We start from the raw sequence: 17,273 nt of genomic DNA on the forward strand, positions 1-17,273 counted from the left end.
TCTCCCGGGAAAGGTCGTGGTCCATGGTCAGAACTGCGGCTTGCGTTCCCACGCCGGGCGCGCGCGGCAATAGATCGCGTAGCGCTCGTCGCGGATGCGGTGCAGCGGGACCAGCTGCAGCGGGCCGTCGATCCCGGTCGCCTCGAAGACCTGGCCGCCCTCCCCGCTGCGGCGAACCCAGGACTCGTCGGGCTCGAAGAACACCGACGGCAGCTGCGTGCCGGTCAGGCGGTTGAACGACGGCCGCGGATCCGACACGCGCACGCGGTCCGCGGCGAACGGCTGCGCCCGCCAGCGCGGTCTCGGGCGCGGCGCGGCCACGCCCGGTGCGGTCTCCGCCGCCGCCGCGTTCGCGCCCAACGCGATGCCGGCCGCCGCGGCGGCGCTGCCTTGCAGGAACGTGCGGCGGGATACGGCAGGGCCGGCGCCCGGCCGGTGGTCGTCGTTCGGAGGTGTCATCGGAAGGTTCCACGTTTCATGCGGCTGCGCTCGAACAGCCGCTGCAGCAGGCAGAACACGAACAGCAGCACGCCGATGGCGATGCGCGTCCACCACGAACTCAGCGTGCCCTCGAACACGATCAGGGTCTGGATCAGGCCGAGGATCAGTACGCCGACCAGGGTGCCGGCGACGTAGCCGGTGCCGCCGGCCAGCAGCGTGCCGCCGATCACCACCGCGGCGATCGCATCCAGTTCCAGCCCCAGCGCGTGCAGGCTGTAGCCGGACAGCATGTAGAAGGTGCAGACCACGCCGGCCAGCGCGGCACAGAAGCCGCTCAGCGCATAGACGCGCACCAGCGTGGAGGCGACCGGCAGCCCCATCAGCACGGCCGACTGCGCATTGCCGCCGATCGCGTACACGGTGCGGCCGAAGCGCGAGCAATGCGCCAGCGCGATGCCGGCCGCGACCGTCAGCAGCGCGATCACCGCGCCGGCCGACAGCGCGGTGCCGCCGCCGAGCGGAATGCGCAGATAGGCGATCTGCGTGTACAGCGGGTGGGTGATGCCGATCGAGTCCACGCTGATCAGCGTGCTGGCGCCTCGCGCCAGGAACATGCCGGCCAGCGTGACCACGAACGGCTGCAGCCGGAAGCGTTCGATCAATGCGCCCATGCCGGCGCCGAACGCGGTGCCGAGCGCCAGCGCCAGCGCGATCGCCGCCAACGGATGCCAGCCGCCGTGTTCCACCAGCGACGCCAGCAGCACCGTGGTGAAGGCGATCACCGCGCCGACCGACAGGTCGATGCCGCCGGTCAGGATCACGAAGGTCAGGCCGACCGCGGCGATGCACAGGAAGGCGTTGTCGATCAGCAGGTTGAGGAACACCTGCGGCGACAGGAATCCCGGATACAGCACGCCGCCCGCCCCCGCCATCGCCACGAACAGCGCCACCGTCACCAGCAGCGGCAGGAACTTGGGATCGATGCCGTGCAGCGGCCACGCGCCAAACCCGCTGCCGACGGCGGCGTCGCGCGCGCGGTTCATGCCCCGCCCTCCGCGGCCGCGCGCCGCAGCACCACGCGCCGCACGCCGGCGCGGAACTGCGCCGACTGCAGCAGCAGCACGACGAACACCAGCAGCGCCTTGACCAGCAGGTTGACCTGCGGCGGCACGCCGATCGAGTAGATGGTCGCGGTCAGCGTCTGGATGATCAGCGCGCCGACCACGCTGCCGGCGAGGCTGAAGCGGCCGCCGCTGAGCAGGGTGCCGCCGAGGGTCACGGCCAGGATCGCGTCGAGCTCCAGCAGCTGTCCGGCATTGTTGGCGTCGGCGCTCTTGACGTTGGAACTGACCAGGATGCCGGCCAGGCCCGCGCTCAGCGCGCAGAACACGTACAGGCAGACCGTGATCAGCCGCGCCGGCACGCCCGCGGCCCGCGCGGCCAGCGGATTGCCGCCGATCGCGCGCACGAACAGGCCGAGCGCGGTGCGGTCGAGCGCCAGGTACAGCAGCAGGCCGACGCCGGCGACGATCCACAGCGACACCGGCAGGCCGAGGAAGAAGCCGCTGCCGAAGAAGAAGTACGGCGGGTAGTAGATGGTCAGGATCTGGCCGTCGCCGATCAGCTGCGCGATGCCGCGCCCGGCGACCATCAGGATCAGCGTGGCGACGATCGGCTGCATGCCGGCCTTCACCACCAGCATGCCGTTCCACAGCCCGCACAGGGCCGCCGCGCCCAGCGCCGCAGTGAGCACCAGCGGCAGCGGATAGCGGCTGCCGGCCTGCTCGCCGCCGATCATCCAGGCCGCCACCGTGGCGGAGATGGCGAGCACCGCACCGACCGAGATGTCGAGCCCGCGCACGGCGATCACCAGGGTCATGCCGAGCGACACCAGCGCGAGCGGCGCGGCGCGGTTGAGGATATCGACCAGGCTCCCGTAGAGATGGCCGTCGCGCCACTGCAGGCCGAGGAAGCCGGGGTTGAACAGCGCGTTGCCCAGCAGCAGCAGCGCCAGCGCCGCCAGCGGCCAGAACAGCGGGTGCGCGAGCGCGCGCCGGTGCCAGGCGACGGCTGCGGGCGGATGCACGGACGGGGCCATCATTACTGCCCCGCGATCATGTCGAACACCGCGTCCTGGCCGCTGCCGGCGGGCAGTTCGCCGACCTTGCGGCGGTCGCGCATCACCGCGATGCGATCGGAGACCCGCACCAGCTCCTCCATCTCCGCCGAGATGAACAACACCGCCATCCCCGTGCGCGCCAGGCGCAGGATCTCGGCCATGATTTCCTGCTTGGCGGCGACGTCGATGCCGCGGGTGGGCTCGTCGAGGATCAGCACGCGCGGCTCGGTCGCCAGCCAGCGGGCCAGCACCACCTTCTGCTGGTTGCCACCGGACAGCAGCGTGACCGGCGTCTCGATGTCCGGCGCCTTGATCCCGAGCGCGTCGACGTAGTGCCGCGCCAGTTCCGCCTGCCGGGCGCGCGGCAGGAAACGCCGCAGGCCGAGCCGCGCCTGCAGCGCGAGCACGATGTTCTCGCGCACCGAGAGTTCGGCCACGATGCCCTCGGTCTTGCGCTCCTCCGGGCACAGCGCCACGCCGTGCGCGACCGCGTCGGCGGGCGCGCGCAACGCCACCTCGCGCCCGTCGATGCGGATGCCGCCGCTGTCGGCGCGATCGAGCCCGAACAGCAGCCGCGCCAGCTCGGTGCGGCCGGAGCCGAGCAGCCCGCCGAGACCGAGCACTTCGCCACGGCGCAGGTCGAGATCGGTCGGGGCGACCTGACCGCGCCGTCCGAGCCCGCGGGCCTCGAGCACGGTGACCGTCTCGGTCGAATCGTCCGCCCTGGGCCCCGCATCGCCACCGAGCGCGACCTCGCGTCCGACCATCGCCGCCACCAGCTGCGCATGCGACAGCGCCGCGGCTGCGTATTCGCCGACCAGGCGACCGTTGCGCAGCACGGTGATGCGGTCGCCGATCTCGTAGACCTGGTCGAGGAAATGGCTGACGAACAGGATCGCCAGACCCTGGTCGCGCAGCCGTCGCAGCAGCGCGAACAATTCGCGCACTTCGTCTTCGTCGAGGCTGGAGGTGGGCTCGTCCAGGATCAGCACGCGCGCCGACACGCCCAGCGCGCGTGCGATCGCCACCATCTGTTGCACGGCGACCGGATAGGCGGACAGCGGTCGGCCCGGATCGATGTCCAGGTTCAACCGCCGCAGCAGTTCGCGCGCGCCACGATCGACCGCGCGCCAGTCGATCGCGCGCAGCCGGCGCGTGCGCGGGTAGCGGCCGGCGAAGATGTTCTCGGCGACGGTCAGGTTGGGACAGAGGTTGACCTCCTGGTACACCGTGCTGATCCCGAGCCGCTGCGCGGCCAGCGGGCTGGCCGGCGCGATGGCCTCGCCGTCGAGCATGAAGCTGCCGGCATCGGGCGGGATCACGCCGGTCAGCACCCGGATCAGGGTGGACTTGCCGGCGCCGTTCTGGCCCATCAGCGCATGCACCTCGCCGGCGCGCAGGCGCAGGTCGACACCGTCGAGCGCGGCCACGCCGGCGAAGCGCTTGCCGATGCCGCGGGCCTCGAGGACGGGACGGGCTGCTGCACTCATGCCGGCGCGGGCGGTCAGTACTGCCGGCTCGGGAAGACCTCGGCCGCCTGCTCGCGGGTGAAGACCGACTCCTCCACCACGATGCGCCTCGGCAGCTCGCGTCCTTCCTGCACGGCGCGGATCGCATCGACCAGCTGCGGGCCGAGCAGCGGATTGCATTCCACGGTGACGTTGAGCTTGCCGGCCATCATCGCCTCGAAGGCGCCGCGCACGGCATCGATCGAGATCACCAGGATGTCCTCGCCCGGCCGGAGACCGGATTCCTCGATCGCCTGGATCGCGCCGATCGCCATGTCGTCGTTGTGCGCGAACAGCACGTCGATGTTGTCGCCGCCCTCGGACTTCAGGAACGCCTCCATGACCTCCTTGCCGCGCGCGCGGGTGAAGTCGCCGCTCTGGGTGCGCACGATCCGGTAGTCCTGGTCGTCGCCGAGCACCTCGCGAAAGCCCTTGCCGCGGTCGATCGCCGGCGCCGAGCCGACGGTGCCCTGCAGCTCGACGATGCGCACCGGCCCTTCGCGGTCTTCGCCGCGCCTGAGCGGCGACTCCTCCAGCAGCCAGCGCGCGGCCTTGCGGCCTTCCTCGACGAAATCGGAGCCGATCAGGGTCACATACAGCGATTCGTCCGAGACGTCGACCGAACGGTCGGTGAGGATCACCGGAATGCCGGCGGCCTTGGCCTCGCGCAGCACCGTCTCCCAGCCGGACTCGACCACCGGCGAGAACGCGATCACGTCGACCCGCTGGGCGATGAACGAGCGCAGCGCCTTGATCTGGTTCTCCTGCTTCTGCTGCGCGTCGGAGAAGCGCAGCCGGAACCCGGCCTCCTCGATCGCCGAGCGCACCGAGCGCGTGTTGGCGGTGCGCCATTCGCTCTCGGCGCCGACTTGGCTGAAACCGACGACGGGCGCATCGCCGCCTGCATCGCGCGCGCAGCCCGCCGCGAGCGCCAGCAACGCGACCGCAACGCCCAGAACGAACACTCGCTTCATCATGCCCTCCCTCCCTTGTTTTGCATCGCCTGCCGGGCAGGGTGACGGCTCTCCGGCCGCTTCACCCCCCTGCATCGTCATCCCCGCGCAGGCGCTGTCTATTGATCACAATTCCCGCCCCCAGCCGCGAGGCGGCTCCGCTGCAGCCGAAAATCTTCTTTGGCCACGGATCAACGCGGATAAAGCTTTTCAATCGTTTGATCCGTGCTGATCCGTGTCTAAATAAGGAATCAATCGCCTCAAGCACGTCAAGGCGCTGGCGCTCCCGCCTGCGCGGGGACGACGACTCGGTTGTGGTTCGATCTTCATCGTGTTTTGACTTCGGAATCCAGTATTTCAGTGCCGGAAGCAGGCGCCTACGCCAGCGTATAGGCGGTCTTGACCGTAGTGTAGAACTCGACCGCATAGCGCCCCTGCTCGCGCGGCCCGTAGCTGGAGGCCTTGCGGCCGCCGAACGGCACGTGCGGGTCGACGCCGGCGGTCGGCAGGTTGACCATCACCATGCCGGCCTGGGCGTGGCGCTTGAAGTGCGTGGCGTACTTGAGCGACGTGGTGCAGATGCCGGCGCACAATCCGAACTCGGTGTCGTTGGCCAGCTGCAGTGCGTGATCGTAGTCGTCGGCGCGGATCACCGCCGCCACCGGGCCGAAGATCTCCTCGCGCGCGATGCGGTGCTGCGGCTGCGCCGCGAACAGCGTCGGCGCCAGGTAGTGCCCGCGCGTGCGCAGCTCGAGTTCCTCGCCGCCGTACAGCAGTTCGGCACCCTCGTCGCGGCCGACGCCGATGTAGGACAGGTTGGTCTGCATCTGCTCGGCGCTGGCCACCGGGCCGATGTCGACGCCGGACTCCAGCGCGTCGCCGACCTTCAGCGCGGCCAGCCGCCTGCCGACGCGCGCCACGAACTCGTCGTGGACCGCCGACTCGACGATCAGCCGGCTCGAGGCGGTGCAGCGCTGTCCTGTGGAGAAATAGGCGCCGTTGACGGCGATCTCCACCGCCTTGTCCAGGTCGGCGTCGGCGAGCACCACCAGCGGATTCTTGCCGCCCATCTCCAGCTGGATCTTCAGCCCGCGCGCCGCCGCCTGGCGCAGCAGGCCGTTGCCGGTGGGCACCGAGCCGGTGAAGGTCAGCGCGTCGACGCGGCGGTCGTCGACCAGCGCCTGGCCGACCACGCGGCCGCTGCCGATCACCAGGTTGAAGACGCCGGCGGGCAGGCCCGCGCGGCTGAGGATCTCGGCCAGCGCCCAGGCGCAGCCGGGCACGATCTCGGCCGGCTTGAACACCGCGGCGTTGCCGTAGGCCAACGCCGGCGCGATCTTCCAGGCCGGGATCGCGAGCGGGAAGTTCCAGGGCGCGATGATGCCGACCACGCCGACCGGCTCGCGGGTGATCTCGACGTCGACCCCGGGGCGCGTGGACGCCAGCTTCTCGCCGGGGATGCGCAGCGCCTCGCCGGCGAAGAACTTGAAGATCTGCCCGGCGCGCGCGGCCTCGCCGATGCTCTCGGCCAGGGTCTTGCCCTCTTCCCGCGCGAGCAGGCGGCCAAGCTCCTCCTTGCGCGCGAGGATCTCGCTGCCGACGAAGTCCAGCGCGTCGGCGCGCTGCTGCGGCGAGGTCAGCCCCCACGCCGGCTGCGCGCGCGCCGCCGCCTCGATCGCGGCCTGCGCCTGGGCGGCATCGACCGCGGCGTATTCGCCGACCGGGCTGGCGAGGTCGGAGGGGTTCTCGTCTTGCGCGCTGTCGGCGCCTTCGACCCACTGGCCGTCGATGTAACTGCGGAAGCGTTGCGTCATCGTGGTGGTTTCCTTGCTTACAGCACGTGTACGCCGCCCGGCGCGAAACCGCCGGCGACCCGGCGCAGCGGGTTGACCAGCGGCGCGCCGAGTTCGGGCAGCTCGATCTCGAAGCGGTCGCCGGGTTCGGCGCGGACGCCGTCGGCGAAACTCAGGGTAGCGGTGCCGAAGAAGTGCAGGTGCACGTCGCCCGGCCGCCGGTGCGCGGCGTACTTGAAATGGTGGTATTCGAGATTGGCCAGCGAATGGCACATGTTGGCCTCGCCGGTCAGGAAGGGCTTTTCCCAGATCACCGCGCCGCCGCGGCGCAGCCGGCTGCTGCCGCGCAGGTCGTCGGGCAGCGGCCCGGTGCGCAGCTCCGGGCCCACCGCGCAGGCGCGCAGCTTGGAATGGGCGAGATAGAGATAGTTCTGACGCTCGGTGACATGGTCGGAGAACTCGTTGCCGAGCGCGAAGCCGAGCCGGTGCGGGGTGCCGTCGGGGCCGATCAGATACAGGCCGACCAGTTCCGGCTCCTCGCCGCCGTCGAGCGCGAAGTCCGGCGACGGCAGCGGCGCGCCGGGCGCGACCACGATGCCGCCGTCGCCCTTGTAGAACCATTCCGGCTGCACGCCGGGCTCGCCGTCGCGCGGGATGCCGCCCTCGACGCCCCACTGGAACATCTTCATCGAGTCGGTGAGGCCACCGTCGGCGGCCTGCTGCCGCAGGGTCTGGTGCATCGCGTCGCGGGCCGCGGCGCTGCCGAGGTGGGTCAGCCCGGTGCCGGTGACCAGGCAATGGGCGGGATCGGGATGCACGAGCGGCGGCAGCACGCGGCCTTCCCGCAGCAGCGCGTCGTAGTCGCATGCCTGGTCGCCAAGTGCGTCCGCGGCCAGCGTGTCGAGCGGCGTGCCGGCGGCGATCGCCGCGGCGGCGAGCGCATAGATGGTCGCATAGCCGTCGAGCAGGCGCGCCGTGCGTCCCGCATCGTCGATCGCGCCCACCCGCGGCGCACCGGTCTCGTCTGCAAGCTGGATCAGTCGCATGCGTGCTGCCTGCCTGGTCGTGGGTCCGCCGGCCCTGCCGCCGCAGCGGGCGTCGGGTCGGCGCATGCAGCCTATTCTGCTTGCAGCGAAAGATACACAACAAATAAGAATATGGGCGTAATCTATATCGGTATTGGCATATCTCGAGGTTCCGATGCTGCACGGCACGCCCTGGTTCGTCCGCGCCCGGCTCAAGGCCCGGCAATTGATGCTGCTGATCGCGATCGACGAGGAGGGCAACATCCATCGCGCCGCCGAGACCCTGAACATGTCGCAGCCGGCCGCCTCCAAGCTGCTCAAGGACCTCGAGGACATGATCGGCGTGCAGCTGTTCGAGCGGCTGCCGCGCGGCATGCGCCCGACCTGGTACGGCGAGACCATGATCCGCCACGCGCGCATCGCCCTGTCCAGCCTGGGCCAGGCCGGCGCCGAGATCGAGGCGCTGCGGGAGGGCTACTCCGGCAGCGTCGGCGTCGGCGCGATCGCCGGGCCGGCGATGACCCTGCTGCCGACCGCGCTGGCGCGCCTGGCCGAGACCCATCCGCTGCTGCGCGTCTCGCTGCTGGTCGACGGCAGCGACGTGCTGCTGGAGCGGCTGGCGCACAACCGGCTCGACATCCTGGTCGCGCGGCTGTTCGCGCGCCACGACAAGCGCAACCTGCACTACGAGGCCCTGGCCGAGGAGCAGATCTGCGCGATCGCCCGCCCCGACCATCCGCTGCTCGCGCTGCGCACGCCGAGCCTGGCCGAACTGGCCGACGCCGGCTGGATCCTGCCGCCGGCCGGCAGCGTGCTGCGGCACCGCTTCGAGCTCATGTTCCAGAGCGCCGGCCTGCAGGCGCCGCGGCGGATCATCGAGACCTCGGCGCTGGTGGTGCTGCCGAAGGTGCTGCAGCAGAGCGACTACATGGCGGTGGTGCCGGTCGACGTGGCGCGCTACTACGCCGACCACGACATGGTCGCGATCGTACCGGTGCAGCTGTCGTGCAAGATGGACGCGTTCGGCCTGATCACCCGCACCGACTGGCTGCTGTCGCCGGGCGCGCGGATCGTGCTGCAGGCGCTCAAGGACACCGCCGCGAGCGTCTACGGCGTGCGCTTGTCACCGGCTGGGAGTCAGCCTCCCGACGCCGAATCGAACGCTGCGACGCCAGTGATGTAGCACCCGGGCGGGCGGCCGGCTGACTGTGGGAGCGACGGAAGTCGCGACGCCGCGAATCCGGTCCCTGCCGCGACAACACCGTCTCCGACACATCCCGGTCGCGACTTCCGTCGCTCCCACACCAAGGGGCCTGAAAACCTCGGCTGCGATTCGGCCGACGGGGCTCAACTCCAGCCGGCGTCGACCACGAACTCCTGCGCGGTGCAGGCGCGCGCGTCGTCGGAGGCCAGGAACAGCACCATGCGCGCGATGTCCGCCGGCATCACCTTGTCCGGCAGGCACTGGTTGCGCGCCAGCTCGCGCTCGCCGGCCTCGTCCAGCCACAGGTCGACCTGGCGCTGCGTCATCACCCAGCCGGGCGTGACGATGTTGATGCGGATGCGGTCGGTGCCGAGCTCGTGCGCCAGGCCGCGGGTCAGGCCGTTGACCGACGACTTGGCGGTCGCGTAGACCGGGTAGCCGGCGGTCTTGGTCTGCCAGCCGGTCGAGCCGAGGTTGACGATCGAGCCGCCGCCGAGCCGGCGCATGCCCGGCACCGCGGCCTGGATCGCGAAGAAGGCGGGGCGCTGGTTGATCGCGACCCGCCGGTCCCAGTACTCCGGGGTGACCGCGTCGAGCGCATGGCGATCGTCGCTGCCGACGTTGTTGACCAGCGCATGGAAGTCGCCCAGCTCCGCCGCCGCCTCGCCGATCGCCGCCTGCAGCGCGGCCACGTCGGCCACGTCGCAGCACCGCCACCAGGGGCGCGGCAGGCCTTCGGCCTCGAGCCGTGCGGCCAGCGCCGCGCTGTCCGTTTCGGCGATGTCGACGAAGGCCACCTGCGCCCGCTGCCGGGCGAAGGCCTCGACCACGGCGGCGCCGATGCCGCTGCCGCCCCCGGTCACGAAGACCCGGCGCCCGCGCAGGCTCGGATAGACCGCGTCGCTCGCCGTTGGGGCATCGCCCTGCGGGGCTGGGGGCGGGTTGCTCATGTACCTTCCTCTCTCGGATACGATATCGATAGCAAAAACAATATCGATATCCTTGAAGTTGTTATTTTTGCAATATCAATATGCCCTGTACGATCGCCGCCGTAAAGCGGTACCCGGTCTGCCGCCGCACGGAATGCCGGGGCAATCCACCACTCAGACAGGGTCCCGCATGGGTACTCCCAAGAAACCGGTCCGGCGCAGTCACGCGTGGTTCGGGCGCGAAGGCAAGCAGGGGTTCTACTACCGCAGCTGGCTGAAGAGCGCCGGCCATCCGCACGACATGTTCGACGGCCGCCCGGTCATCGGCATCTGCAACACCTGGTCGGAGCTGACGCCCTGCAACGGCCACTTCCGCGAACTGGCGGAACACGTCAAGCGCGGCGTGTATGAGGCCGGCGGCTTCCCGCTGGAGTTCCCGGTGATGTCGCTGGGCGAGACCCAGACCCGCCCGACCGCGATGCTGTTCCGCAACCTGGCGAGCATGGACGTCGAGGAATCGATCCGCGCCAACCCGATCGACGGCGTGGTGCTGCTGATGGGCTGCGACAAGACCACCCCGTCGCTGCTGATGGGCGCGGCCAGCGTCGACCTGCCGACCATCGGCGTCTCTGGCGGGCCGTCGCTGTCGGGCAACCTGCGCGGCCGTCCGGTCGGCTCCGGCACCGGCGTGATCCAGATGTCGGAGCAGGTGCGCGCCGGCGAACTGACGCAGGAGGAATTCATCGAGGCCGAAGCCTGCATGCAGCGTTCGAAAGGCAGCTGCATGACCATGGGTACCGCCTCCACCATGGCCAGCATGGTCGAGGCGCTCGGCCTGTCGCTGCCGGAGAACGCGGCGATTCCCGCGGTCGACTCGCGCCGCTACCGGCTGGCGCGGCTGAGCGGGCGCCGCATCGTGCAGATGGTGCACGAGGACCTGCGCATGTCGCGGATCCTCGGCCGCGCCGCGTTCGACAACGCGATCCGCGTCAACGCCGCGATCGGCGGTTCGACCAACGCCGTGGTGCACCTGCTGGCGCTGGCCGGGCGCATCGGTATCGACCTCAAGCTCCAGGACTGGGATGCCATCGGCTCGCGCCTGCCCTGCCTGCTCGACCTCAAGCCGTCGGGGAAGTACCTGATGGAGGACTTCTTCTATGCCGGCGGCCTGCCGGCGCTGATGCGCGAGATCGCGCCGCACCTGGATCTCGACGCGCCCACCGTCAACGGGCGCACGCTCGGGGACAACATCGCCGACGCGCCGTGCTGGAACCGCGAGGTGATCCGCCCGCTGGCCGAACCGGTGCGGCCGGAGGCCGGCATCGCGGTGCTGCGCGGCAACCTGGCGCCGGACGGCGCGGTGATCAAGCCGTCCGCGGCCTCGCCGCACCTGCTGCGCCATCGCGGCCCGGCGGTGGTGTTCGAGAACATCGAGGACCTGCACGCGCGCATCGACGACGAGAACCTGGAGGTCGACGAGCACAGCGTGATGGTGCTGAAGAACTGCGGCCCGCGCGGTTATCCGGGCATGGCAGAGGTCGGCAACATGCCGCTGCCGCCAAAGCTGCTGCGCAGGGGCGTCACCGACATGGTGCGCATCTCCGACGCGCGCATGAGCGGCACCGCCTACGGCACCGTGGTGCTGCACGCCTCGCCCGAGGCCGCCGCCGGCGGCGCGCTCGCGCTGGTGCGCAACGGCGACATGATCGAGCTCGACGTGGCGGCGCGGCGCCTGCACCTGGACGTCTCCGACGAGGAACTCGCGCGCCGCCGCGCCGGGTGGACGCCACCGGAAGCGCCGGCACGCGGCTGGCAGAAACTCTACTTCGAGCACGTGCAGCAGGCGCACCTCGGTGCCGATCTCGACTTCCTGGTCGGCGGCAGCGGCGCCGACGTGCCGCGCGATTCGCACTGAGAGCAATCCGGCGAAGTAAATACTCCCCCGCAAAGCCGGGCTCTCGGGAACATCCCTTCTCCCCCTGGGGGTGAAGGCGTGCTGCTTGCGAGCCATTGGCTCGCGCACGCCTGAACGCCCTTGCGCCCTGCGCAAGGGCCGGGGCGAGGTGGCGCGGAGGATGGGCGGCGCGTCATCGCGGACGATAATGGTGGGCCAAGGCCCACCCTATGGGGTTTATAGGGTGGGCCTTGGCCCACCGCAAGGGTACGGCGAAGCGGCAGGGGTCTGAACCATCGCGACTTCGCCGTACCCTCACCCCAACCCCCGCTCCGCGCCCCGGCCTGCGCCAGCGGCGCGGGCGCTCCACCGCACGCGCGCCAGTGGCGCGCAAACCATGCGCTGTCGCCCCGTAGGGAGAGGGGCTTCAAAACCTGCTGCGCCCAATATTCGCCGTCGGGACAAAACCCTCTCCCGCAAGGCCCCATCCCGACGCACTTCACTTGCCACTCGGTATTGCGCATGCTGTGCCGTCTCGAGCTTGATTCCGAAACGATGACCGTACCGTCTCCGCTCTCCCCGCTGCGCTGCGTCTGGCCCGTCGCCGCGGAGCTCGGCGAGGGCGCGTTGTGGTCGGTGCGCGAGCAGGCGCTGTATTTCGTCGACATCCTCGGCCGTGCGCTGCACCGCTATGCACCGGACGGCGACCGCCGCGACAGCTGGCATTTCGACGAGGAGATCTCGGCGCTCGCCGAGCGCGAGGACGCGCCGGGACTGCTGGTGACGCTGCGCCGCGACTTCGCGTTCTTCGACCCCGCCGACGGCCGCCTGCAGCGCCTGCACCGGCCTGAACCCGATCGCGACGGCAACCGCTTCAACGACGGCAAGTGCGACGCGCGTGGGCGCTTCTGGGCCGGCACCACCGACTTCGCCTGCGTCTCGCCGACCGGCGGCCTGTACCGGTTCGATCCCGACGGTAGCTGCAGCCGCCATCTCGACGGCGTGCTCATCGCCAACGGCCCGACCTGGTCGCCGGACCAGCGCACCATGTACTTCAACGAGACCGGCCTCGGCCGGACCTGGGCGTTCGCGTTCGATCCCGAGCGCGGTACCCTCGGCGAGCGCCGGCCGTGGCTGCAGCAGGGCGCGGACGACGGCGCACCGGACGGCATGACCACCGACGTCGCCGGCCGCATCTGGATCGCGCGCTGGGGCGGCGCCTGCGTCAGCTGCCACGCGCCCGACGGCGACGAGCTTGCGCGGATCGACCTGCCGACCAGCCATATCACCAGCTGCGCCTTCGGCGGCGCGAACCTGGACACCCTTTACGTCACCAGCGCGCGGGTCGGGCTCGGCGAGGAACGACTGCAGCACGAACCGCTGGCCGGGGGGTTGTTCGAAGTCCGGCTCGACGCCGCCGGCCTGCCCGCCGCACGCTTCGGCGGTTGAGACATCGGCCAAGCGCCGGGACCCGCCTGCCTGTAGGAGCGCCCCATGGGCGCGAAGCCGCGCCAATCAGCCCTTTCCGCCGCAGTGAAGCACGGGCCGTCGCCACGGGCGGTATCGGTGAATAGCCCGCACCTCGCGCCAACGGGCGAGGTTTTGGTCCATCGGACTTGGCTATTGATTGGTACTGCCCCGTGGCGACGGGCCTTGCCTCGTCGTAACGGAGAAGGCTGCCTGGCGCGGTCTCGCGCCCATGGGGCGCTCCTACAGGCCGGTTACTGTCGTCTGCGCTCGAGCACTTGGGCCAGCCGCTCCACCGCGATCACCTCCGTGCCCCGAACGCGCCCGACTTTGGCCCGCACGCACGGTCCATGGCCGCCTACCAGTCGGCGCGCAGGCCGAGATGCCCCTCGAGCGTCCGCCGCCGCTCCCCGCCGAGGTTGCGGGTAACGTCGCCGACCGCGAACACGCTCAACGTTTCGCTGACGCGCGACACTACGCCGCCGCCGAACTCCAGCGCGCTGCCCTTGCGTTCGCTTTCGATCACGTCGCCGCCGAACACGACCCGGTCGGTTCCGGCGAAGTCGTGCCACAGGTTGGCCTTGAGATAGGGCCGCACCACGCCGACCGCGGTGTCGTAGCTGCCGTGCAGGCGCACGCCGACCCGTGCGGTGACGGCGTCGTCCTCGTCGAATGCGACGGTGGAGAACGCGTCCTCGCGGTCGTCCAGCGACAGGCGTTGCCAGATCAGCTGCGCCTGCGGTTCGAGGATCCAGCGCTCCCCGAGCGCGAACTGCCTGCCGCCTTCGAGCGAGACGCCGATGCCGTCGCCGTCCAGGTCCACGCCCAGCCCGCGGCTCGAGCGGCTGTCGCCGTCCAGGCGGGTCGCCATGACCACTGCGTCGAGATAGCCGCCGTCGGGCGCGATGCGCGACCAGTACAGGCCGAGATGGTCGCCGTCCAGGCGCAGGTCGCCGACCGTCAGGTTGTCCCAGCCGATCGCGAAGCCGCGCACGTCGCCGCGCATCCGCGCCTGGCCGACGAACAGCCCCAGGTGATGACGTGCCGCATCCGCGCGTTCGGAAGCGAACACGTCCACGCCCACCTGGTATCCGGTGAGCGACCCGTCGAAGGTGGGGGCGACCGTGCCCGACCAACGCTGGTCGTGCCGCTGCCCGAACACCCGCAGCCAGGCCGCGGAGAACGCCCCGCCGGGTTGCAGCAGTCCCTGCTCGCCCTGCCGTTCGTGGAAGGTGCCGAGCATGGCCAGGCCGAGTTGTTGCGCCGCGGGCGGCACCACCGCATAGGTCGGCGTCTCCACGCGATATAGCGGCACCACCTCGGCAACGTGCGGCCTGGCGCCGGGCGTGGGCGGCAGCGGTGGTGACGGCGGCGGCGCCGGAGGCGGCGGCGTGCCGGGCGCCGGTGGCGGTGACGGCGGCATCGGGATGGGGGCCGGCTCGGTCGGGGGGACGGGCGGCGGCACCGGCTCACCCGGCGGTGCGGGCGGAACCGGCGGCTCCGGTTCCCCGGGCGGCGGCGCCGGCGCGGGCGGCGGCGGCACCGGCGGCGGCTGCAGCGGCGGCGGTGCCGGAGCCGGTTGCGGCGGCGGCGGTGGATTCGGGTTTTCCGGCGTCGGCGCCGGCGGCGCCACGATGGTCGAACGCAGGTACCAGTTCTCCTCGCTGCCATTGCTGATGCCGCCACGGAACAGGAAGTATTCGTAGGCGCCGACCGCGACCGGATAGTTGAGTGCGAACGCACCGCCGCTGGTGCCGGCGCCGTCGATGGCGTGCACCAGCAGGATGCCGTCCAGCAATGTGTTCGCGCCGCTGCCGCCGAAGTTGACGACCTCCAGCCCGGTGCTGCCGCTCGCGCTTCCGCCGGAAATCACCAGCCGGTCCGATGCCGAACTGTCGTCGCCCAGCACGGTATCGAGCCGCAGCGCGCCGCCGGTTCCGACATAGTCGCCGACCACGGTCAGGCGGTCGGTCGCACCGGAACCGCCGTTGGTCATGTCGATGACTCCGGCATTGACGAGAGTCGCGCCGCCGCCGTCGACGGACGGCGCGATGGCCGCGTTGGCGCCGTTGCCGGCGAACAGGATGCTGGTCGCGTCGATGTCGAAGCGCCCGGTCGTGGTACCGGCATCGCCGAGGATGAAATCCCCGTCGAGCGCGAACCTCGATGCGTTCGTCAGCGACACCCGCTCCCAGCGCACGTAGCGCGCCGAGCCGGCGGACGCGGTCGCATCGAATACCAGGGTGTCGGTGTCCGCTCCCGTGTTCACGTCCGCGCCTTCGCCGCCGTCGATCGCGCGGTCCGGGGCCGCCGTCGCGGTCAGGCCGGTCTCGTCGAGGCCGCGCAGGATCGCGGTGTCGTCGCCGGCGCCGAGCGCGATATCGCCGCCGATCGTGCCGGCATTCTCCCAGGTGAAGCGGTCGCTGCCCTGGCCGGTGCGGACAGCGCCGCCGATCGCGCCGCCGCTGACCGCGACGACGTTGTCGCCGTGCAGCTGCACGTTGGATCTGGTGGGATTGAACAGCACCACCTCGCCACCGATCGAACCGCCGGTGACGATCACGGTGTCATTGCCGTTGTTGAAATTGACGTTGCCGCCGATCGCGCCGCCTGACAGTTCCAGCAGATCGTTGCCCTGCGCGGCGCGCACGTTGCCGTCGACCTGCCCGCCCGACATCCGCATCTCGTTGTTGGCCTGTTCCAGATCCACTTCACCGACCCGTCCATCGGTCATGGTGAAGAAGTCGCCGGCGAAGAACAGGCCGACGATGTGTCCACCGTGCATTTCCGCATGATCGAGCTGGCTGCCCTGGTTGAGCGAACCGATCGTACCGCCGGTCATGACGAAGGTATCGACGCCATTGCCCTGGCTCGCCGCCCCCAGCACGGTGCCGTCGCTGATTTCGAAGCGGTCGTCGCCGGCGCCCTGGCTGACGCCGCCGCCGATCGTGCCGCCGCTCATCTCCACCAGGTCGATCCCGGCGCCACTGAGCAGGTCGCCGTCGATTTCGCCACCCGACACGAGCGCGACGTTGTCGCCCTCGCCCTGGTCCAGACTGCCGCCGAGGCTGCCGCCATGGATTTCGGCGCGATCATCGCCGTCGCCCTGGCTGGCGCTGCCGCCGACTGTGCCGTCCCGCAGCTCGAACAGGTCGACGCCGTTGCCGGTGATCACGTCGCCGCCGATCGAACCGCCGGTGACGATGATGCGGTTGTTGCCGTTGCCGAAATCGACGTTGCCGCCGATCGAGCCGTCGGACAGTTCCAGCAAGTCGTTGTGCTGCGCCGCCACGACATTGCCGTCGACCTGGCCGCCCGACATCCGCATCTCGTTGTTGGCCTGCTCGAGATTGACCTCGCCGATACGGCCGCCGGTCATGGTGAAGAAGTCGCCGGCGAAGAACAGCCCGACGATGCGACCGCCGTGCATTTCCGCATGGTCGAGCTGGCTGCCCTGGCTGAGCGAAGCGATCGTGCCACCGGTCATGGCGAAGGTGTCGACGCCGTTGCCCTGGCTCACCGCTCCCGAGACGGCACCTTCCCCGATGACGAAGGCATCGGCGCCGCCGCCCTGGACGACGCCGCCGGTGATGGTGCCCGACTGCATCTCGACACGGTCCACGCCGAGACCGAACGTCACGCTGCCGTCGAGCGTGCCGCTTCCTCCCTCCGGGAACAGCAGCGTATTGCTGCCGCCGGTATCGACCAGGTCACCGAAGGAGACGTCGCTGCTGCAGGTGTAGGTGTCGTCGCCCGCGGTGGGGATCAGGTCGCATTGGGCGCCGGCACCGTCCGGGGCGAGGACCAGGACGGCCGCAACCGCAAGCACGAAGCCGGACGAAGGCCGGACAAACCGAATGGTAGGCATACGCGCTGCTCCCTCGAGCGCGGTCCCCGCGCCGACGCGCACCGCAGATCCGCCGCTGGCGATCCCCTTGGC

At 70.6% G+C, this 17,273-nt stretch carries 12 protein-coding genes; 3 read left to right on the forward strand and 9 right to left on the reverse strand.

From position 1 onward, the window contains the following. Positions 1-27: 27 nt before the first annotated feature. The 7 genes from AB5T46_RS07185 to araD1 form a co-directional block, all read right to left on the reverse strand. On the reverse strand, positions 28-459 hold the full coding sequence (locus AB5T46_RS07185) for a twin-arginine translocation signal domain-containing protein (protein WP_370563213.1): 432 nt from the start codon (positions 457-459) through the stop codon (positions 28-30). Further along, entirely contained in the window at positions 456-1,484 is a 1,029-nt protein-coding gene (yjfF, locus tag AB5T46_RS07190) for a galactofuranose ABC transporter, permease protein YjfF (protein ID WP_370563214.1), read from the reverse strand. Before yjfF ends, AB5T46_RS07185 begins: the two co-directional genes overlap by 4 nt. Continuing rightward, complete coding sequence (locus tag AB5T46_RS07195; protein ID WP_370563215.1) at positions 1,481-2,542, reverse strand: ABC transporter permease; 1,062 nt, start codon at positions 2,540-2,542, stop codon at positions 1,481-1,483. Before AB5T46_RS07195 ends, yjfF begins: the two co-directional genes overlap by 4 nt. Beyond that, on the reverse strand, positions 2,542-4,050 hold the full coding sequence (locus AB5T46_RS07200; protein WP_370563216.1) for a sugar ABC transporter ATP-binding protein: 1,509 nt from the start codon (positions 4,048-4,050) through the stop codon (positions 2,542-2,544). The genes AB5T46_RS07195 and AB5T46_RS07200 overlap by 1 nt, the downstream gene beginning before the upstream one ends. Positions 4,051-4,064: 14 nt before the next feature. After that, entirely contained in the window at positions 4,065-5,042 is a 978-nt protein-coding gene (locus AB5T46_RS07205; RefSeq protein WP_370563217.1) for an ABC transporter substrate-binding protein, read from the reverse strand. Between the two features lie 356 nt (positions 5,043-5,398). After that, positions 5,399-6,835 (reverse strand): aldehyde dehydrogenase family protein, encoded by a 1,437-nt coding sequence (locus AB5T46_RS07210; protein WP_370563218.1) that lies wholly within the window; start codon positions 6,833-6,835, stop codon positions 5,399-5,401. A 17-nt stretch (positions 6,836-6,852) separates the two neighbouring features. Next, positions 6,853-7,860, reverse strand: a complete 1,008-nt coding sequence (araD1, locus tag AB5T46_RS07215; RefSeq protein ID WP_370563219.1) for an AraD1 family protein — start codon at positions 7,858-7,860, stop codon at positions 6,853-6,855. Positions 7,861-8,014: 154 nt separating this feature from the next. Here araD1 and AB5T46_RS07220 point away from each other — a divergent pair, with 154 nt between their 5' ends. Beyond that, a complete protein-coding gene (locus AB5T46_RS07220) occupies positions 8,015-9,022 on the forward strand; it encodes a LysR family transcriptional regulator (protein WP_370563220.1) in 1,008 nt (335 codons plus the stop codon). A gap of 164 nt (positions 9,023-9,186) precedes the next feature. On the opposite strand, the gene AB5T46_RS07225 is transcribed toward AB5T46_RS07220, so the two are convergent. After that, positions 9,187-9,993 (reverse strand): SDR family NAD(P)-dependent oxidoreductase, encoded by an 807-nt coding sequence (locus AB5T46_RS07225; protein ID WP_370563221.1) that lies wholly within the window; start codon positions 9,991-9,993, stop codon positions 9,187-9,189. Positions 9,994-10,162: 169 nt separating this feature from the next. Here AB5T46_RS07225 and AB5T46_RS07230 point away from each other — a divergent pair, with 169 nt between their 5' ends. Then, complete coding sequence (locus AB5T46_RS07230) at positions 10,163-11,887, forward strand: IlvD/Edd family dehydratase (protein WP_370563222.1); 1,725 nt, start codon at positions 10,163-10,165, stop codon at positions 11,885-11,887. A gap of 534 nt (positions 11,888-12,421) precedes the next feature. After that, the gene (locus AB5T46_RS07235) at positions 12,422-13,315 is read left to right on the forward strand and encodes an SMP-30/gluconolactonase/LRE family protein (protein ID WP_370563223.1); all 894 of its coding nucleotides are present in this window, start codon (positions 12,422-12,424) and stop codon (positions 13,313-13,315) included. Between the two features lie 376 nt (positions 13,316-13,691). Here AB5T46_RS07235 and AB5T46_RS07240 read toward each other — a convergent pair whose 3' ends face one another. Beyond that, entirely contained in the window at positions 13,692-17,201 is a 3,510-nt protein-coding gene (locus AB5T46_RS07240) for an autotransporter family protein (RefSeq protein WP_370563224.1), read from the reverse strand. Between the last annotated feature and the right edge of the window lie 72 nt (positions 17,202-17,273).

Origin of the sequence: Luteimonas salinilitoris (assembly GCF_041300785.1) — a bacterium.
Taxonomy (GTDB): domain Bacteria; phylum Pseudomonadota; class Gammaproteobacteria; order Xanthomonadales; family Xanthomonadaceae; genus Luteimonas; species Luteimonas salinilitoris.